General features: G+C 45.6%; 19 protein-coding genes and 1 pseudogene. 9 read left to right on the top strand and 11 right to left on the bottom strand.

Annotated elements, in window-relative coordinates; translation table 11 throughout:
• Positions 1-195 (bottom strand): hypothetical protein, encoded by a 195-nt coding sequence (locus QP794_RS09860; RefSeq protein WP_285076045.1) that lies wholly within the window; start codon positions 193-195, stop codon positions 1-3.
• A 131-nt stretch (positions 196-326) separates the two neighbouring features.
• Between QP794_RS09860 and QP794_RS09865 the strand changes: the two genes are divergently transcribed.
• The 3 genes and pseudogenes from QP794_RS09865 to QP794_RS09875 all read left to right on the top strand — a co-directional run bounded on the left by QP794_RS09865 (position 327) and on the right by QP794_RS09875 (position 2,262).
• On the top strand, positions 327-950 hold the full coding sequence (locus tag QP794_RS09865; protein WP_024629763.1) for an acetate uptake transporter: 624 nt from the start codon (positions 327-329) through the stop codon (positions 948-950).
• A 184-nt stretch (positions 951-1,134) separates the two neighbouring features.
• Positions 1,135-1,602, top strand: coding sequence for a hypothetical protein (locus QP794_RS09870; protein ID WP_285076048.1), 468 nt, complete (start codon positions 1,135-1,137; stop codon positions 1,600-1,602).
• A 170-nt stretch (positions 1,603-1,772) separates the two neighbouring features.
• Positions 1,773-2,262, top strand: a pseudogene (locus QP794_RS09875) (acyl-CoA thioesterase).
• A gap of 17 nt (positions 2,263-2,279) precedes the next feature.
• On the opposite strand, the gene QP794_RS09880 reads toward QP794_RS09875, so the two are convergent.
• The gene (locus QP794_RS09880; protein ID WP_285076050.1) at positions 2,280-2,918 is read right to left on the bottom strand and encodes a TetR/AcrR family transcriptional regulator; all 639 of its coding nucleotides are present in this window, start codon (positions 2,916-2,918) and stop codon (positions 2,280-2,282) included.
• 197 nt (positions 2,919-3,115) lie between these two features.
• On the opposite strand from QP794_RS09880, the gene QP794_RS09885 reads away from it, so the two are divergent.
• Positions 3,116-3,883 carry an SDR family NAD(P)-dependent oxidoreductase gene (locus tag QP794_RS09885; RefSeq protein WP_285076053.1) on the top strand — a complete coding sequence of 256 codons (768 nt, stop codon included), beginning with the start codon at positions 3,116-3,118 and terminating at the stop codon, positions 3,881-3,883.
• Positions 3,884-4,041: 158 nt separating this feature from the next.
• Here the strand turns inward: QP794_RS09885 and QP794_RS09890 are convergent, their stop codons facing one another.
• The 3 genes from QP794_RS09890 to QP794_RS09900 all read right to left on the bottom strand — a co-directional run bounded on the left by QP794_RS09890 (position 4,042) and on the right by QP794_RS09900 (position 6,389).
• On the bottom strand, positions 4,042-4,293 hold the full coding sequence (locus tag QP794_RS09890; protein ID WP_029880845.1) for a hypothetical protein: 252 nt from the start codon (positions 4,291-4,293) through the stop codon (positions 4,042-4,044).
• A 117-nt stretch (positions 4,294-4,410) separates the two neighbouring features.
• Positions 4,411-5,712 carry a sensor histidine kinase gene (locus QP794_RS09895; RefSeq protein WP_285076055.1) on the bottom strand — a complete coding sequence of 434 codons (1,302 nt, stop codon included), beginning with the start codon at positions 5,710-5,712 and terminating at the stop codon, positions 4,411-4,413.
• Entirely contained in the window at positions 5,712-6,389 is a 678-nt protein-coding gene (locus QP794_RS09900) for a response regulator transcription factor (RefSeq protein ID WP_094939004.1), read from the bottom strand. The genes QP794_RS09895 and QP794_RS09900 overlap by 1 nt, the downstream gene beginning before the upstream one ends.
• A gap of 251 nt (positions 6,390-6,640) precedes the next feature.
• Between QP794_RS09900 and QP794_RS09905 the strand changes: the two genes are divergently transcribed.
• The 3 genes from QP794_RS09905 to QP794_RS09915 are packed head-to-tail and all read left to right on the top strand — an operon-like array spanning position 6,641 to position 10,482.
• Positions 6,641-7,459: a polyphosphate polymerase domain-containing protein gene (locus tag QP794_RS09905; RefSeq protein WP_024629756.1), complete on the top strand. Its 819-nt coding sequence runs from the start codon at positions 6,641-6,643 to the stop codon at positions 7,457-7,459.
• On the top strand, positions 7,452-8,135 hold the full coding sequence (locus tag QP794_RS09910; protein ID WP_024629755.1) for a DUF4956 domain-containing protein: 684 nt from the start codon (positions 7,452-7,454) through the stop codon (positions 8,133-8,135). Before QP794_RS09905 ends, QP794_RS09910 begins: the two co-directional genes overlap by 8 nt.
• Before the next feature lie 22 nt (positions 8,136-8,157).
• Complete coding sequence (locus QP794_RS09915; protein WP_285076059.1) at positions 8,158-10,482, top strand: carbohydrate-binding domain-containing protein; 2,325 nt, start codon at positions 8,158-8,160, stop codon at positions 10,480-10,482.
• A gap of 85 nt (positions 10,483-10,567) precedes the next feature.
• Here QP794_RS09915 and QP794_RS09920 read toward each other — a convergent pair whose 3' ends face one another.
• A complete protein-coding gene (locus QP794_RS09920) occupies positions 10,568-11,473 on the bottom strand; it encodes an alpha/beta hydrolase (protein ID WP_285076061.1) in 906 nt (301 codons plus the stop codon).
• 224 nt (positions 11,474-11,697) lie between these two features.
• On the opposite strand from QP794_RS09920, the gene QP794_RS09925 reads away from it, so the two are divergent.
• Positions 11,698-12,243, top strand: coding sequence for a TetR/AcrR family transcriptional regulator (locus QP794_RS09925; RefSeq protein WP_094939008.1), 546 nt, complete (start codon positions 11,698-11,700; stop codon positions 12,241-12,243).
• A gap of 45 nt (positions 12,244-12,288) precedes the next feature.
• On the opposite strand, the gene QP794_RS09930 is transcribed toward QP794_RS09925, so the two are convergent.
• The 3 genes from QP794_RS09930 to QP794_RS09940 all read right to left on the bottom strand — a co-directional run bounded on the left by QP794_RS09930 (position 12,289) and on the right by QP794_RS09940 (position 14,597).
• Positions 12,289-12,867 carry a class I SAM-dependent methyltransferase gene (locus QP794_RS09930; protein ID WP_285076063.1) on the bottom strand — a complete coding sequence of 193 codons (579 nt, stop codon included), beginning with the start codon at positions 12,865-12,867 and terminating at the stop codon, positions 12,289-12,291.
• A 166-nt stretch (positions 12,868-13,033) separates the two neighbouring features.
• Positions 13,034-13,609, bottom strand: a complete 576-nt coding sequence (locus QP794_RS09935; protein ID WP_285076065.1) for a hypothetical protein — start codon at positions 13,607-13,609, stop codon at positions 13,034-13,036.
• Between the two features lie 316 nt (positions 13,610-13,925).
• Positions 13,926-14,597, bottom strand: a complete 672-nt coding sequence (locus QP794_RS09940; protein ID WP_024629750.1) for an FHA domain-containing protein — start codon at positions 14,595-14,597, stop codon at positions 13,926-13,928.
• A 221-nt stretch (positions 14,598-14,818) separates the two neighbouring features.
• On the opposite strand from QP794_RS09940, the gene QP794_RS09945 reads away from it, so the two are divergent.
• Positions 14,819-14,974, top strand: coding sequence for a hypothetical protein (locus QP794_RS09945; RefSeq protein WP_285076068.1), 156 nt, complete (start codon positions 14,819-14,821; stop codon positions 14,972-14,974).
• Positions 14,975-15,132: 158 nt separating this feature from the next.
• On the opposite strand, the gene QP794_RS09950 is transcribed toward QP794_RS09945, so the two are convergent.
• Both QP794_RS09950 and QP794_RS09955 read right to left on the bottom strand, forming a co-directional pair.
• Complete coding sequence (locus QP794_RS09950; RefSeq protein WP_285076070.1) at positions 15,133-15,297, bottom strand: hypothetical protein; 165 nt, start codon at positions 15,295-15,297, stop codon at positions 15,133-15,135.
• Between the two features lie 69 nt (positions 15,298-15,366).
• On the bottom strand, positions 15,367-17,955 hold the full coding sequence (locus QP794_RS09955) for a DUF2339 domain-containing protein (RefSeq protein WP_285076071.1): 2,589 nt from the start codon (positions 17,953-17,955) through the stop codon (positions 15,367-15,369).
• Positions 17,956-18,021 lie beyond the last annotated feature (66 nt).

Below are 18,021 nucleotides of genomic sequence, written 5' to 3' on the forward strand. Positions count from 1 at the left end.
TTACAGCCAGAACGATGGTACCACTTTTAAGTAAGCGGTTACATTACCACTCGATACTATCCCTTCTTCCAGGGAATGAACATGCAATTTTCCGTCTTTTTCCACCAATAAACCGATCTCTTCATTTTTGATCTCTACCACAAGCCTTACAATGGATCGGATAATGATCCAAAAGGTAATAAAATCCCTTTTCATACGTAATTCATTCAGGTACAATAGGGCGATGTGTGTGTCCGGACCAGGCGGATGCGAATTAAGAAATATAGAGGACGGTTCAGCTTCTAGCGGATCATCCTGATTTGATTATTTGGAGGCTCATCAACACCATGCAAACTGATTCACAGACTAAAGTTAAAATCATAAACGCCGATCCCAGCGCGATGGGATTATTTGGGTTGGCTATCGTTACTCTGGTCGCTTCCTCCCAAAAGCTTGGCATTACAGATGGCCTTAGTTACGCCATTCCTTGGGCGATTTTCCTCGGTGCCTTTGCCCAGCTGTTCGCTTGCATTCAAGATTCCAAACGCAACAATACCTTTGGTACAACTGCCTTCGGCGCATACGCATTCTTCTGGTTCGCCATGGGTGCCAACTGGTTGATCAAAATGGGCGTGTTTGGCTCCACTCTTGCGGAACAGGCAGATGGCAAGCAGCTCGGATTTGCTTTTGCCGGATACCTCGTGTTCACCCTGTTTATGACACTGGGTGCCGTTGAAGCCAACAAAGTATTGCTCATCATTTTTATTCTCATTGACTTCCTGTTCCTTGGCCTGACCTTTGACGCTTTCGGCGTAGCTCCTCATATCTTCCATACCATTGCTGCTTATGCTGAAATGGGAATCGGAATCGTGTCGTTGTACGGCACAGGCGCTTCTGTACTGAATGCTCATTTTGGCTACACGTTCCTGCCTGTTGGCGGACCGTCTGGCATTTTCAAAGCCAAGGCTTAATATACAGCATCAAACCGCCAGGGCGCCGGTCCCGCCTGGCGGTTTTTTTGAATCATGCTTCACTTGAATAGGGATACAGCCTTTTTTTTACTTTTTACCATTTTTTTCATTACTTTTTCTGAAAAAAAGTATAATATTAACATGTCATATACAACATTCTACTAGGTGAGGGGGTTTATAACAAATGAGAAACAAAGCAAGATCCGCAGTTTTATCCTTAGCACTAGCCGCAACTTTGGCGATTCCAGCAGTAGTTAGAGCTGATAGCGTCCAGCTAAATCCGGCAGATGAGACAACGCCACCAATTGTTACTCCGTTCTCTGTTGGTAACCAACAGCCGCTCACAACTGTGAGCGCTACTACTTCTATCGCCCCCGCTTATTTCTCGGTTCCAGCTGGTTACGGACATGGTAAATTCTACTTCCTAAACAATGGAACAAGCAATCTAACTGTTACGATGACACACTCATCAGGATTAGAGTATATTGCAGCTACTGTTAAGCCGGGAGCAGCATATACTTGGAGAAGCACGGCGGATTATCCGCAAGGTATGCGCGGTGGTGATTATACCATCTCATTCCATTGTTCCAGTGGTGTAAATGTAAAGTGGTCTGCATTCGCTTCCAATAGCGTCACTGAAGCTAACGGATAAAACATTAAAATCCGTTACGACTGATTATTCACAAAAAAGGATTCGAGGCCATTATCGGCAGCTCGAATCCTTTTTTGTGTATTCGAAATGTAACAGTGTATGACAGTCTATTATATTGGTACATCAGACGGCATGTCGTCGACGCTAGAAGCGCCCTAGCTTCCGATAATATCGGTGAACGAGCAGGACTCAAGCAGTTTCCAACCGATGTAAATAACCATAATACATTGTTCGGCGGCAAACTCATGTCCTACATCGATGACATCGCATCGATTGCAGCATCCAAGTTGTGCCGGGTCAATACCGTCACAGCTTCCACCGATTCGGTCGATTTCTTGTATCCGATTAATCCGACGGATTCGGTGACATTGGAATCCTTCGCATCCTGGACGGGACGAAGTTCGATGGAGATTTTTGTGAAGGTAATCCGTGAGGATCTGAAGACGGGGGAGAAAAAGATTGCGGCGACTGCATTCCTCACCTTTGTTGCATTGGATGAAAATAACCCGCAAACTTATCGTTCCTCGCATTATTCCGGAGACGGAGGAAGAGAAGAAATTATATGAGACTGCTCCAGCTCGGGCGGCCATGCGGAAACAACGGCGGGAAGAAAGTAAGAATTTCGCCGACTTCCTCACCGTTAGTTATCCCTGGGAATAAGAAAACTGAACACGTATTCAGTCCTGCAGCTTGTGTTCGTGAATGGTCCGACCCTTCTGCCCTGGTTCAATCAGGAGTCGGGTCGGTTTAATGTTTATCAGTGCAGTCAGCTGCTCCCCCATGTAATGGGAAGAATACTTGAACCCAATCTCTGCCCAGTGCATAATCACACCAACGGTGGCAGATACCAGATAACTCAGCATAATGTCATAATTAATGGCGTAGTCGCTGTCTTCGGTCACCAGTACAAAATCCTCGGTTAAGTAGGTTCTGAACATATTGCAGAGTCTGGTTCCCATATCACCATTCATCGTCATCAAGGCTCGAAAGATGTCCTGGTGCGCTTCAATATATTTAAACACAGGCATTGTTGATGGCAGCAATGCCGTCATATCCACTTCTTTTAACTCCGCATAAGGTGAAGCATACGCTTGTCCTACTCCCTGCATGAAATCATCCAGAATAAATTGCAGCAGCTCGGGCTTGCCGGGAAAATGTAAATAGAACGTTCCCCGGTTATAATCCGCCCGCTCCGTAATATCACGAATCGTGACGGCTTCAGCTCCCTTTTCCAATATCAAAGAAACTGCCGCAGCAATGATAGCATCCTGCGTTCTTCGTGCTCTCCGATCCTGAGGGTGTTCGATAATCAACATTTCCACCTCCTCTGTCCATTATTGTAATCTAAATGAACACCGCTTACATCTCTGTCCGATAGCTGACATATGCGCTGTCAATGATGATTGTCACATTTCTATGTATATCTTAACATTGAGATAGGAACGATAGACGACAGGTTTACTGTTTTTTTTACAGTTCACCTGATCTTAATAATAGAAGGAGCGGAACATTCATGAGTACATCCTATACCCAAACTGCCGTTATTACAGGAGCAGCCGGAGGCATCGGTAAAGAATTGGCACGTCGCCTTACTGAACGCAAAATTAATCTGGTACTGGTTGATCTGAACGAGGAAGCCATCCAGCAAACCATTACGGATCTGCAACTCGACAAGGAGCACGTCATTGCGGTGAAAGCCAACGTATCTCAGGAAGCCGATGTGAAAAACTATGTGCAGCAAGCACTTGATGCGTTTGGCCGAATCGATTATTTTGCCAACAATGCCGGGATTGAAGGTCCAACTGGGCTTATTGAAGACCTTAGTGTTGAAGCACTCGACCTCGTATATAACGTCAATGTACGCGGAGTCTTCCTTGGTCTTCAGAACGTTATCCCTGTCATGAAAAAACAAAAATCAGGCGCGATTCTGAATACCTCTTCCCTTGCAGGTCTGATGGGAGCTCCAGCTGTCTCTCCCTATATTATGTCCAAACATGCTGTTATTGGTCTCACTCGCACAGCAGCGAATGAACTCGCGCCTCATGGTATCCGGGTCAACGCGGTATTGCCAGGCACCATTAATACCCGCATGATGCGCCAAATCGAGGCAAATTCCGGTAACGTGGAAGATTATCAATCCGCTACCGTAGCCAGCATTCCGATGGGCCGCTATGGTGAGCCGGAAGAAGTTGCGGCAATCATGAACTTCCTGTTATCGGAAGAAGCTTCTTATGTCACTGCTTCGCTCTATACTGTCGATGGCGGTATGATGGGTCAATAAGCAGTTAGTTGGAAAAAGAGTGCTTAGTAACGGGGCTTACCTATAAGGCTTGCCTCGATGAATGTCAAAAATGACCTCAACATCCACCATAACGTGGAAGCTGAGGTCATTTCTTTGATATCAAACACCGGGTCCACAACCGCAAAAACTAAAACGTGTTAATCCACGTAGCCTGCGAGACCTTTTTCCATCAAATAGTCCATTTCGGCATCCAAAATGCCTTCAACGGTGAGCTCATCGAGCTTTACATCTTTACGGCTCAGAATGTAGTCGGCCAGATCATCACCGTCGATATCCACGTCGCCTTTGGCATTTTCATGCGCCTTGTTAATATACGCCTGCTCATGCTTCAGGACCAGAGCGATATTTGCTTCGCTTGCCTTCGTCTTCTCTGCAATATATGCCTTCATTTCCTGTTCATTAATTGAGTTTGCTTCAGTCACGTTATAGTCAGCTCCTTGATTCATACATACTGTTGCCATTGTAGCATAGGTTAACCCACAACAGACATGCCTTATACCTTATCCCTAGGATAAACGAACGTAGAATGTTGCGCCTTCCCCCACCACACTGCGTGCATATATCTCGCCTTTGTGCTGTTCCACGATCGACCTTGCAATCGCAAGCCCCAATCCATGTCCACCATGTTTCCGTGCTCTGGAGGCATCAGTCCGATAGAAGCGATCGAAGATTCGGTCCAGATGTTCAGGCGCGATGCCCTCTCCCGTGTTGGAAACGGCCAGCACAACGTCGTTGTTCTGTTTCTTCAACGATACGTTGACCGAGCCTTTGGCTCTGGAGTATTTCACGGCATTATCAAGCAGGATGAGAATGACCTGTTTGATCTGTTCGCTGTTGCCATGGACCATGAGCTGCGGCTCAATGCTGTAGTCCAGAGATATATTTTTCTCGAAAATTACCGCTTCCATTGTCAAAATGATCGTCTCTACCGCATCGCTCATATTGAACTTGGCATGAATCATCGATGATCGCGAATCGTCAATTTGAGTCAGATATAACAGATCATTCGTTAGTCCCGACATGCGTTCCGTTTCCGATTTGATATAAAGCAGCCATTTGGCCTGATTCTCAATTGTATCCTCCCGGTTCGCGAGCAGCACATCCGTGTTGGTATTAATGATAGCCAGTGGCGTTTTCAGTTCATGCGAAGCATCCGCTATAAACTGCTTTTGTTTCTCGAACGCTTCTTTAACCGGAGTAATGGAACGATTGGCGAAATAACGGCTCAGGAAGTAGATGACGATCAGCATGATCAATCCTACGATGGCAAACGTATAGATCAGATTCGTAAGGATGCCCTGTTGGGCCGTCACATCCATGAACACAATCATGTGCCCGGTGCTGCTCGGATCGATTACATACGCCCAGTCCGTCCCATTCAGCGTAAACTGACCGGTCTTCCGGTCCAGATTATCGACTTTATTCACCTTTTGCAATGCTTCGGTATAGAACGTGTCGTCCATATCAAATCTGGAGTGCGTATCCGTAATTGTCCATGCAGTGTCTGTCTTGATCATGAACGACACGGAACGCCCTGGCGGTGAATTCGGATCACTCCCTGGAGCTCCGTTTTCTATAGAATCCGATGGGGGGGACCCCGTTCCCGAATCCCGATCTTCTCCACGCTGCATTTTGGTGGAATTGTACGGACCATGATAGAAATCCGATACTTTGAACAGCTCCATATTGGTTTCCCGCTGCACATTCTGGTACGTAATCATGTAGATCGTGGCAAAGGCAACCAGCATCATAATCGAGATGGATACCAGGTTCACGATCAGAAATCGGTTTCTGAGTTTCTTGAACATTAGGACGTCACCTCAAGTACGTACCCCACACCCCGAATCGTATTGATGCGGACCGAAGAGTTCAGGAAGGTTAATTTTTTGCGCAAAAACGAGATGTACACCTCCACATTGTTATACTCCACTTCCGAATCGAAACCCCATAACTTCTCAATAATCTGCTCTTTGGAGGTAATGGCCTGTTTGCGCGTAATCAGCAGTTCCAGCAGCTCATTTTCCTTCAGATTCAGCTTGATTTCCTTGCCTTGCACACTCAGCTTCAGCTGCGTCGTATTCAGTTCGATGTCACCGAACTTCAGTCCATCCTCCGGAACAACTTCTCCCTTTCTTCTCAGTGCGGCTCGAATCCGGGCGAGCAATTCCTCCGTCGCAAAGGGCTTCGCTATATAATCATCGGCTCCATAATCCAGCCCGGTCACTTTATCTGAAATTTCTCCTTTGGCTGTGAGCAGAATGACAGGCGTATGATTGCCTTCGCTGCGCAGTTCCTTCAGCACGGTAATCCCGTCCATTTCCGGCATCATGATGTCAAGCAGTAATAGATCATAGATTCCGCTCAACGCATAATCCAGACCCGACCTCCCGTCATGCACCATGTCTACAGAGTAATTGTGTTTTTTCAATATTTGCGATACGGCTTCTGCCAAATGAACCTCATCTTCCGCAATAAGTATTCTCATCGGTTCTTCATTCCTCTGCATGAATTGGTTTCGATATATGTCAATCTATTATACCAACGATTGTAGCAACCGAACCTTGAATCAATCTTAATTCAACTTTTTTCACGGACTATTAAAGGAAAGTAAAAAAAGATCAACGGAATGTAAAATCATTTAAGATTCATTCAAGGTTGGCGCTCTAAGATACAGACATGGAAGCAATACACGAGGAAACAAAACATACAAAACATGGTTGAAAGGACTGAATCCCAATGGCAATTGAAGTATTCAACCGATATGAGAGCAAGTATCTCCTGACAGATGAGCAATACGAGAACTTTTACACCGACCTGCTGAAATATATGGAGCTGGACGCCTTTAACAAGAAACACGAGTTCTACTCCATTAGCAACCTGTACTTCGACACTCCGCAGGATTCACTGATCCGCGCCAGTCTCTCCAAACCCAAATACAAGGAGAAGCTGAGACTGCGGGCATACGGAGTACCTGAAGAAAATGCGAAGGTCTATCTGGAGATCAAAAAGAAAGTGTTTGGCCTGGTGAACAAACGCCGAACTGCCCTGAAGCTGGACGAGGCATACGAATTCGTTCAGACGGGCAAGGCACCTGATCTGGCGGATTACATGAACAAACAGGTCCTCGAAGAGATCAAATACTTCCTACGGCTGTACGATCTCGAACCGAAGGTATATCTGGCGTATGAACGCAAGGCTCTGTTCGATAAGAACAGCCGCGATCTCCGCATCACCTTTGATACCAACATCCGCAGTCGCAGATACGATCTGAAGCTGGAGCAGGGAGATTACGGTGAGCCGCTGGTGAAAGACGGGCGCTGGCTGATGGAAGTCAAAGCCGAGAAAACCGTTCCGATGTGGCTCTCCCAACTGTTGTCCGAACACGGTCTTTATCGCACCGGCTTCTCGAAGTATGGCAATGAGTACAGACATCTGGCCAGAACAACCAATCTGAACTACCAGACTGAACGAGAATTGCTGCCGGGTACCGATTTCAACCCATCCATCCAACAAGAAAAAACAATCACAGAAAGAGAGCGTGTCCTGTATGCTTGATTCCATCTTTAGTTCCGCACTAACCGATACAACTCTGACCTTCAGCAATGCCATCGTTACCATCGGACTTGCCATCATTATGGGGGCCATTATCAGCCTGACATACATGAAGACGAATCAAAGCACATACTCCCAGAGCTTTACGCTAACGATGGTTGTGTTGCCCGTCATCGTAGCCATTATCATTCTTCTGATCGGCAGCAACATTGCCCGTGCATTCAGCCTGGCCGGTGCCTTCTCCATCATCCGATTCAGAAGTGCGCCTGGCGACCCGAAAGACATTGCTTACGTTTTGTTCACCATGGCTTCCGGTCTTGCCTGCGGTGTAGGCGCATTCGGTTATGCCGTACTGTTTACCATCATCCTGTGTGTACTGATGTTTGTCCTGAGCCGCTTCAACTTCGGAGCGAAGAAAAGCCAGCAAAAAACATTGAAAGTGACCATTCCCGAGAATCTGAGTTACGAAGAAGCGCTCGACGAGGTATTCCACAAATTCAATGTCGTGCATGAGCTCAAAAAAATCAGAACAACCGAGCTTGGCAGTCTGTACGAGCTGGTCTACAACGTCAACATTCATGAAAGTGTCAATCAAAAAGAATTTCTCGATATGATCCGTACCCGTAACGGTAATCTGGATATCTCGTTAACCATGAGTCCAACAACCACTGAATATTAAAATTCGAAGGGAACGATATAATATGAAAAAGAAAATTATAACTGGCAGCAAACTGTGGTCCGTCGCGATGATTACGGCTATGGTTACAGCATGCAGCTCTCCTGCAGCAACCAGCAGCACCGCAAATGCCGCAGTGTCAACGACAGGGACAACCAAAACCGTATCCGTTAGTGAACAAACCTCGGTGAAGTATGCCGATCTGGTCACTCTGGATGCAGACGATACCAATGTTAGCTGGAGTGCAACGGATTCCACAACGATCAAGTTGAACGGTACGACCGCTTCCATCACAGGATCAGGTGCAAAAGCAGCAAACGGATCGGTAACCATCTCCGCAGCAGGTACCTATGTCCTTAGCGGCAAGCTGACGGATGGACAGATTGTAGTCAATGTTGCAGATAAGGGTACCGTACATCTGGTATTAAACGGGGCAACCATCAATGATAACGACAGTGCAGCCATCTATATCCAGAAAGCGGGCAAAGCCATCATTACGCTGGAGGAAGGAACCGAGAATGCTGTCTCCGATGGCAAGACATACGTATATGCCGACGATACAACGGATGAGCCGGATGCAGCCATCTTCAGCAAGGCAGATCTGACGTTCAATGGTACAGGCAAGCTGACGGTTACAGGTAATTACAATGAAGGTATTACGAGCAAGGATGATTTGAAAATCATCAGTGGCACAATCAACGTCAAATCTGCCGATGACGGCATCAAAGGTAAAGATATGGTAGCGATTCAAGCCGGTACGATTACCGTTGATTCAGAAGGTGACGGCATCAAATCCACAAACGATACGGATACGACCAAGGGCTTCGTTGCCATTGCTGGAGGTACATTCAACATCAACAGCGGTAGCGACGGCATTCAAGCGGAGACCGCATTGGTTACCGATGGCGGCACATATAACATCGTAACCGGAGGCGGCAGTGCCAATGCACCGGCCAAAGTAGAAGAAGGGTCATTTGGCGGCGGTGGCGGATGGGGTGGCGGTACACCTCCAACCGATATGGGCACACCACCGGATGGAGAACCACCTGCCGGTATGCCAAGCAATGATGGAACGAACGCAACAGGCGCAGCTCCATCCAGCTCGACCAATGCAACAGCACCTGTTGATTCCAATGCAGATGCAGACACAAGCGCAACAACAACAGAAGAAGAAACAACGAGTGCCAAAGCACTTAAAGCCGGGGCTGACCTCACCGTCAATGGCGGTACGTATACGATCGATTCCATGGATGATTCCCTGCACAGCAACAACAATGTGACGGTTAATGACGGCAAGTTCAGCATTGAATCAGGGGATGACGGCATTCATGCAGATCAGGCGCTTACCATTAACGGCGGAACGATCGTGATTGCCAAGAGTTATGAAGGCCTTGAAGGTGCAATCATCACCCTGAACGATGGGGATGTGGATGTAACTGCATCCGATGATGGCGTGAATGCTTCCGGTGAAATAACTGCAACTGACGCTGATGCGGATGCAGCAACCACTGCAGATGATAGCACTCAAGCAGCCGATACAACTGCAGTCTCCAACATTTCTGTTACAGAGACGACTGGCACAACATCAACTACGAATCAAGCAGATCAAAGTACAGACGCGAATAACAACACTCGCCCACAAGGCGGTGCTCCAGGTGGTATGCCGGGTGAATCTGCCAGCAGCAGTGAGCTTCATATCAACGGCGGTTCCCTCACCGTCAATGCTGGTGGCGATGGACTGGATTCAAATGGCTCCATCTATATGACAGACGGAACCGTCATCGTGAATGGTCCAACAGACAATGGCAACGGAGCACTGGATTATGACGGTAACTTCGAGCTGAGCGGCGGATATCTTGTCGCAGCGGGAAGCTCAGGCATGGCTCAGGCAACATCTGAAGCATCCACTCAAAATACCATTGCCATGACGTTCCCTGAAACGCTAAAAGCAGGAACACTGGTGCATGTGGAAGATAGCGAAGGCAACAATATCCTGACCTTTGCTCCAGCGAAAGATTATCAAACGGTAGTTATTAGCTCCCCGGATCTGAAAAAAGACGGTTCTTATGTGATCTACTCCGGCGGAACATCGACTGGCAAAGCAGTGGATGGACTCTATACAGACGGAACGTATAGTGGCGGAACCAAAGTCGTTGCCTTCCAATCCACAAGCAACGTAACTTGGGTGAATGAATCTGGTGTAACAACTGCCAACTCAGGTATGGGTGGTCCAGGAGGAGGTCGTGGCCAAGGTGGTTTCGGAGGCGGAAGAAACAGAACAGAGTCCGGTACATCGGGCACAACGACCGATACCACAGGAACAACGGGCACTACGGATACCGCGAAGTAAGTTAAAACTTCAGTCAAAAACCCAGCTACCTTCATGCGAAGATTGCTGGGTTTCTTCATTTTATATGTTCTGTAATAGTAAGCCCTTAAAGATTATTGCCAAAGAACTCTGTTAACTTCGGTACAGCTCGATCCACATCTTTATCGTACAGAGAGATATGTGTCGCACCCTCAACCCAGAACAATTCTTTTGATCCGTTCGATAATTCAAAAACCTGTTTACTGTAATCTCGTGTGTCTTCTGCCTCCGTACCTGCGATTATCAAAAGCGGCTGTGTTAAGAAATTACTGATTTTTACGTCTATTGCAGAAAATGACAATATTTTGTCAACGCTAGTTAATAAAAATCGATTACTTGAGTTGGGATGCTGGGCTCTTGGTGTTCTGTAGTATTCATAACGTTCCCGTAAATACGATGGTGTATGTTCATCAAATGCTTCAGGGGAATCGGGCACATAATTCTGGAACACGGATTCTGCTCCATTTGCTTCTGCAGTACGCTGCTTCGCAACCGCTTCAAGTGTTTGCAATTGTGCTTCAATGCTGCCTGTTTCTTCCCGGAACATAGCACCGATATCAACTGCACTAACCGTTGCTAATGCTTTGATGCGACGTTCAGTTTCGGCTGCAACTACGGCATAACCGCCACCGGCACAAATACCAAGTGCTCCAATCTTTTCTTGGTCGACAAACGGAAGGGTTGTTACATAATCCACAGCAGAGCGTACATCTTCCACTCGGACATACGGGTCTTCAAGCAAACGTGGTTCTCCTTCGCTTTCTCCCTGATGAGATGCATCATATGCTAATGCAACATAACCTTTCTCAGAAAGTTTTTGTGCATATAGACCTGCCGTTTGCTCTTTTACTCCTCCACCAGGGTGTACAACAACAATCCCAGAATATTTTTTACTTTCATCGAATCCTTCTGGCAAGTAAAGGTTACCCGCCATGTTTAACTGACCATTTTTAAAAGCTACTGATTTTTTCATGTTTTTTCTCCTTTTTGTAAAATAATATTGGAAATTATATTTTGTTGGATGCCCTTACTTATCTATTGTTTTTCTGTTACTACCACTGTTACTCTTGTGTGTATTAATGACCACATGTATAATATTAAGGTGCATAATTGAAAACATCAATGACCACATTCTCAACTATGAGTTTTAATACACACGATATAAAAACTGTGTATTAAATAAAGGGAGTTTTATTTATGAGTACAATAGATCGTAGAAAACTAAAATCACAAAAAGCTATTCAATCAGCCTTTTTAGAAATGTTAATCGAAATAGGGTTTGATGATATTACCGTTAAAGATATTGCAGAGAAAGCTGATCTGGGTAGAAAAACGTTCTATTTACACTATGTAGACAAATATGACTTATTAGACCACATTGTAGATTGTCATTTGAAAGAACTCGAGGAGATATGTGAATATAAGCAGAATGTTGATTTTTATAAAGGTTCGGTTACATGGTTTGAATATTTTGAAACACATAAAAATTTCTTTGCATCGCTCTTTAAAAGCACGAGTACCTTTTCTTTTAGAAAAAAACTTTTAAAGTTTGTTATGAATGATATTGAAAAAAGGCTAGATGCTTCATCCACTGAGAATAAACAAATCGATAAAAATATTGTTTTGAAATTTTTAGGCATGGCTGTTGTTGGGGTTATGGAATCTTTTGTTTTGGAAGAATTAACAGGAAGTACTGAAACAGTAGCAATCCAAGTTGGGCTATTAGTTAAAAATAATATTTAACATATTCACCTCTAACCGAGTGTCTTTGTTCTGGCCCGTTAGCACTCAGAACGTATACACATACACCTTGGTCCGCAGCGTATCGCGGCACGTGATTGTCCGTAGGGGCACCTTGCCTGGAAGTGCAAAACAGACACTAATTACCTTTGCTCCTGGCGGCAGCTCACGGCTGAATTTGTCCACGAGCCGATCCATCGCACCAGGGAATAAGTAACAGATAACGCAATCTGCATGTTCATATGAACGGGTATAGATGTTGCCACGAACAAATCGCAGCCTTCCCTCCAGAGAATGGCGTTTTCCCTTCACTCTCCACAAGCGGACACTTAGAAAAACAAACAGTTGGGAAACCCACAAGGGAACGATTGAATTCTCAATACCCGTAAGCCGTTTACCAGGGCAGTGCCTAACCACGTCCAGTGCCAACGTTCCCCACCCGGAGCCCGCTTCAATAACATCGCCGTAGCCTGGAATACGATTAACCTCCCGGATGACCGTTTGCCTGACGAGGCGGGAAGTCGGCATCGGCGAGATTCCGTTTTTCCAACTGACCAGTACGATAGATATCACAGATATAAGTGTCACCACAGCAATCAGCCATGGAATCAGGTAAACGATGAACATGACTTCATCCCTTTAATTTTATACAGAATGATTTCCTTCCCTCCTACATCAGAAAATATCTGGTATATCAATCGCTAATTATTATTACTAATTCTTTTATTCATATCAATTATATATCTAGCTGAAGGTTCGAAGGGTATTGCATTTGACTCTCAGTGAGCCTTCATTATTCATTTGGGAAGTAGTTTATTTCACTTAAAAGAGCATCTAATAGATTTTGTTCTTCTTGCTCTGTGAGCCACAATTCAGATTTATTGTTAAAACTCATCACTGTTTCATTTGTTTTCGGGCCAAAGTACATTGTACTTAGCTGCATAGCGCTGAATAAATTCCTCCTAAAGGAATACAACCGTTCATACGTCTCCTTGATACGGGAATCAAGATCTTCAACTTCTAGATTCGCAGATACTCTTTCAATATTAAGTTCTAGTTGAGACAGTAATTTTTCATGATCTAATTTTAAAAATCTATTGTCAGATATTAATTTTGAAATGGTATCAATCATTTCAACTCTTTTTTGTATAACCACATTTCGTTCTTGATATTTTATATCTGTAGCATATTGCTTCTCCCAGTTAATCTGGGTTAAATATGATCCCAAAAAAGAACCTATTGACAGTGTCACAATTCCTGTAAAAAAGGGGGTTAGAATTTTTTTCCATATAGACTGTTCAGTATTACTTTTCTCACTATAAGCTCTTCTAATGACCTTTATTCGTTGTGTTCGGTTTCTTCTTGTCACAAATTCACTCTCTTTCTTATAGATTGATTAAAGAGCCCATATTAAAGGGAAGATGAAATAAGATTGTTTCCATCTACCTAATCGGAGCTATATTCCTCAAGTTACTAGCTAGACAAGTCCAATGATTAAAATATGTAATACTTTAGTAATAAAATGCTGATTTCTTATCTTTTCCTACAACAAATGCTTAAAGAGACTACTTACTGAGGCAGTACGACGCACAAACAACTCTAATGTCCTTACATACAAAAAGAAGCTTCCAGAAGTTCAATGAACCTAAGAAAGCTTCAAAGAATCTTAACCTATTCTAACTCATTCAATCCGGTACATGGGACTTCATGTATACCCCTTTTTTGTACACCGACTTGATTGTAAAATGAACCCCCAGCTTGCGATTCGTCCGGTAGATCAGCGAGTTAATCTCGTCAATGCCTACCGACTCACTCTCCAGCATGCTTCGCTCCGGCCACACTTGCCCGACAATCTGCTCCCGGGTCACAAAGTGGTCCAACTGACTGTAGAGCAGCTTGAACAGCTGGTACTCCTTCTTGGACAGTGGAATCTCCACCTCACCAATCTGCACGGTTTGCAGGTGATCCTGCAAACGCACACCCTCGCCTAGCAGATCGGATATCCGATATTCTCTCGTTTCTTCAAGATCTCCCTCTGTGCGAAGCTGGATCAAGCCGTTGACCAGAGTCAGGCTGTCTCCCTCGGCAAAAGGGTATTTCTCATAGGGAACGAGGCGCTGTCCGTTCAATTCGGTTCCATTTTTGCTATCCAGATCCTCAATCCACAGCTGATGCTGCTCATCATAATGAATGCGACAATGCCGCTTCGATATCAACTGATTGTAGACAGACAAGTCCAATTCATCTCCACCCGTATAACGCCCCACTGTAATGGAGCGCCCCTGGCTGACATAAGCGAACGAACCGTCACTTTCCTGCCCTGGCGTACGAATGACGATTTTTGCCGTCTCCCGCATGTTATTCTCCCACCTTCAAATATCACTCGATCTCTATGAGCGTTCCGTTCATAAATAATGATAAATTCATCAGATTTGTTCCATTGTTTGCAGTCATAATAATTTATATAGTGTATACAGGCATCGTTATATGCTTTTCTCTACTATACCAGACGTTGTGCCTTTTTTCTCATAACCGTCGTATGCACGCCTTAGCCCAACAACAAGAGAGGTACCTCACCATGAATAAAAAAAACATTTTCATATATGTGCTGCTCGCCTTCACCCTGTCCATTACATTAACAGTGCTCTCCCGCATCAATGATAATCCCGAACAGTCACTTAAAGGAACCACCACAACCGAAACTTCATGGTTGCAACTGAACACCCAGCCGTAAGTATACCCTATTATAACGTGATCACCACAAAAAACGTTTCACGAATGTCATCTTATGCTGGGTCATGCCATGTTAGATGAGGATTAGATCCTAATCCATTCATCAGAATAAGGCCCCTGGACGCTATGAAGTAGCGCTCAAGAGCCTCATTTCAATGCTTATTTATGATATGCATACTGATAAGCTAACCGGATCATGTCTACTTTCAAAAGTGATGTTGCTGCGGAATTACCTGTCTTCAGCGGCGCTTTTTCCTGATGCCAAATTTCCTCCAGCCATACACAATGAGAGCTATAGGACCAGCAATCCATACCAACTGCCATAACAAGATACTCAGGTCAAATCCCATATTGTACCCTCCCCAAAAGATGGTAAATGCTGCGTCGACTATCCTAAAATTGGTTCTTTTCATCCTCCGGCAGATCCGGTTCATTAGGCAGTTCGGTTTCTCTGGCCTGTATTTCCTCCATCCGGCTCGACACCTTCTGATACAGGTAGGAAATGCCCAGCAGCAGTACACCAAAGCTGAAATAGGCAATGATTTTGCTGCCCGATGTGAGCAATCCGACATCATAGAACACCATCTTCCCGGTGGAGAACAACGTCAGGCCCAGACCAAGGCGCCGAATCATTACATATTTTCTTCGGAACCCATAGGCAATGTACAGGATCGCAAGCAGCAGATAGATCAGGCTGAACAGCAGCCCTACATCTCCCCAGTGGAACTGAATCGTCAAGAACACAGTAATGACTCCCAGCAGATAGACCCCTGCGATAACCGGATACCACTCAATGCTCTTAAACTGCCCGCGGATTGCCGCGATCAGCAGATCCCTTCCTGCAAAGAACACACCCACGTTAAAGATAATCAACACCAGCAGACCTACGATTTCAGCCGCTGTATGCTGCTGAACCTCCGGCTGAAGTGCCGGCATGGATAACGTTACCGCCAATGCAATACAACAGCCCACCGCATGCAGGAAGGTGACATAATACTGTACGATCCGGTCAAGCAGCAGCTTCACTTTGCTCAGCCCATAGGCCATGGCAATGGTCAGTGCAGCGAACATCAGCCACTTGTAGAACAGGTATAACAGGAATGAGTCATCGACGGCTTTCATATACAATTCATTCGACTCGTACAGCACGTATAACCACAGATTCGCCAGTGTGACGTACTTGAATGCATTCAGAAAACCCAGTTCTGTCAGGCCATAGTGGTGTTTCTTCTGCGACAAGGAGCCATTGCGATCCAAGGCGTAATACAGTGTAATGAGCAGCGCGCCCAGCGTGATGCAGGAGTATTTTAGCATGAAATACGATTGCTCCCCCATAATGAACAGCACCAGCACATCATAGTACACAAAGGTAAACATGCACAGCAGCACGATGCCCCATCCGGCACGCTCCACCAGCTTAAATCGCTTCAGATGTCCGAGCGTAACCAGCAGAACCCCTTCAATCAGCCAGCCCATGGACAGCCACTTTGCCCCAAATTGGAACGGTATAATCAGAATGGCAAAGGTCAGGGAAGTCACGTAGAACAATAGAAGAGTCTGTTTCTCCTGCGGCATCCTCTGCTGTACAAATCGGGCGAGCCCGAGATAAACCAGAGCGAAAATCAGAGCAAGCAAGCCCTGTGCGTCATTCCATCCCGCTGCATCGAACAATACATATAACATCAGACAGCTGATGCTTGTATTCATGGCCAGCAGTGCGAAGTCCCACCACGTTAATTTCACCCGATGTCTGAAGGGATACGCCAGTGTAATGCCGAGATATAATGCAAATGTCACAATGGAATACACCATGCCGATCTTCTCACTTGGCGAGAGCCATAACAGGATGAGCATGGACGGTGTGTTGAACAGAAAACTGATATAATGCACAATCGGCCACCGTTTGCCAAATGAAATCCATACAATAATCCCGTTTAAGAGCAGCAGATAGATCATCGCAACATATACAGCCGAACCTTGAAGGCCGAAATAGGCCATGTAGGAGATTAACGGCAGATACCCTCCAACCAACCCAAGTGAGCAGATTGTTCTGGACTTATACCTCAACGATAACAGCACGGATATGGCTGAAACCAACACCGACAAGGCAAGTCCCGTATATAACCCGATAATATGCAGTAAGAAGTAACTATAGAAGATCGAGCCAAACAGAACAGAAATCCCGCCTCCAAGGAGCCCCATCGCGAACGTCTGCCGTTTGCGCCGGAATAGCCATTCACCCCCGGCAAGCATAAGTGCACCGAGCAGGAAGAATGCTCCACCTTTCATCTCATCGTTGAACCAGGTAGCGTAGGAGTACTGAAACGCCGCTCCAACGCCAAGAATGATAAGCAGAATGGCGACCTTGTTGATCCAGCTTAGGCCAATCTTCATCTCCATCCGGTTCTGGCGAATACGCCGCTGAATGGTCTCTTCGCTTAAGCCTTCTTCCGCCATATGCTCGTATCCCTGCTGCATCTGCCCGCGCAGTGCCTCTTCTCTCTCCCACAGGGTCTGTCTGTGCTGCTCAATCCGTTCCTGCACCTCAGCAGCCAGATAATCAATTCTCTCCTTAATCTCGGTGGCGTCGCTCTGAAGTTCCTCTGAAGCCCTGTTGAATATGGCATTCAAATTCACTTTGGCACGATGTTCATGCGCCGCCAGCCGATCATTATGTACACTCGTCTTTCCTCGAAAATAGGTCTCCATCTTCTCCTGGGATACACGAATGAGATTCAATTTCTCATCCAGCATCTGTTCGGACAACGCCATGCGAAGACGGGCATTCTCTTCCTCCATCTTGCGTGTGCGTGCTTCAAGCTCCTGCAGCTTGAGTTGATGTGCTTCATATTGCGCTCGCAGTTGTTCATTCTGCACGATCAGATCATCGGATTGATACTCCTGGAGCAGCGCATTGTATTCCTTTACCAGCTGCTTCTGCTGCACCTGAACCTGGTGAAGCCGATCCTTGAACTCGTTCATGAGCTTCCTCCGTTGGTTGATGTTTAATCTATTTCCTATATTTTACTATATGTATGCCATAAAATG

The organism is Paenibacillus sp. UMB7766-LJ446, from assembly GCF_030226665.1.
Lineage (GTDB): Bacteria > Bacillota > Bacilli > Paenibacillales > Paenibacillaceae > Paenibacillus > Paenibacillus vandeheii.

Excerpts from the sequence above, each read along its gene's own strand:
- QP794_RS09860 (WP_285076045.1), bottom strand. The coding sequence starts at position 195 with ATGAAAAGGGATTTTATTACCTTTTGGATCATTATCCGATCCATTGTA.
- QP794_RS09865 (WP_024629763.1), top strand. The coding sequence starts at position 327 with ATGCAAACTGATTCACAGACTAAAGTTAAAATCATAAACGCCGATCCC.
- QP794_RS09870 (WP_285076048.1), top strand. The coding sequence starts at position 1,135 with ATGAGAAACAAAGCAAGATCCGCAGTTTTATCCTTAGCACTAGCCGCA.
- QP794_RS09880 (WP_285076050.1), bottom strand. The coding sequence starts at position 2,918 with ATGTTGATTATCGAACACCCTCAGGATCGGAGAGCACGAAGAACGCAG.
- QP794_RS09885 (WP_285076053.1), top strand. The coding sequence starts at position 3,116 with ATGAGTACATCCTATACCCAAACTGCCGTTATTACAGGAGCAGCCGGA.
- QP794_RS09890 (WP_029880845.1), bottom strand. The coding sequence starts at position 4,293 with ATGAAGGCATATATTGCAGAGAAGACGAAGGCAAGCGAAGCAAATATC.
- QP794_RS09895 (WP_285076055.1), bottom strand. The coding sequence starts at position 5,712 with ATGTTCAAGAAACTCAGAAACCGATTTCTGATCGTGAACCTGGTATCC.
- QP794_RS09900 (WP_094939004.1), bottom strand. The coding sequence starts at position 6,389 with ATGAGAATACTTATTGCGGAAGATGAGGTTCATTTGGCAGAAGCCGTA.
- QP794_RS09905 (WP_024629756.1), top strand. The coding sequence starts at position 6,641 with ATGGCAATTGAAGTATTCAACCGATATGAGAGCAAGTATCTCCTGACA.
- QP794_RS09910 (WP_024629755.1), top strand. The coding sequence starts at position 7,452 with ATGCTTGATTCCATCTTTAGTTCCGCACTAACCGATACAACTCTGACC.
- QP794_RS09915 (WP_285076059.1), top strand. The coding sequence starts at position 8,158 with ATGAAAAAGAAAATTATAACTGGCAGCAAACTGTGGTCCGTCGCGATG.
- QP794_RS09920 (WP_285076061.1), bottom strand. The coding sequence starts at position 11,473 with ATGAAAAAATCAGTAGCTTTTAAAAATGGTCAGTTAAACATGGCGGGT.
- QP794_RS09925 (WP_094939008.1), top strand. The coding sequence starts at position 11,698 with ATGAGTACAATAGATCGTAGAAAACTAAAATCACAAAAAGCTATTCAA.
- QP794_RS09930 (WP_285076063.1), bottom strand. The coding sequence starts at position 12,867 with ATGTTCATCGTTTACCTGATTCCATGGCTGATTGCTGTGGTGACACTT.
- QP794_RS09940 (WP_024629750.1), bottom strand. The coding sequence starts at position 14,597 with ATGCGGGAGACGGCAAAAATCGTCATTCGTACGCCAGGGCAGGAAAGT.
- QP794_RS09945 (WP_285076068.1), top strand. The coding sequence starts at position 14,819 with ATGAATAAAAAAAACATTTTCATATATGTGCTGCTCGCCTTCACCCTG.
- QP794_RS09950 (WP_285076070.1), bottom strand. The coding sequence starts at position 15,297 with ATGGCAGTTGGTATGGATTGCTGGTCCTATAGCTCTCATTGTGTATGG.
- QP794_RS09955 (WP_285076071.1), bottom strand. The coding sequence starts at position 17,955 with ATGAACGAGTTCAAGGATCGGCTTCACCAGGTTCAGGTGCAGCAGAAG.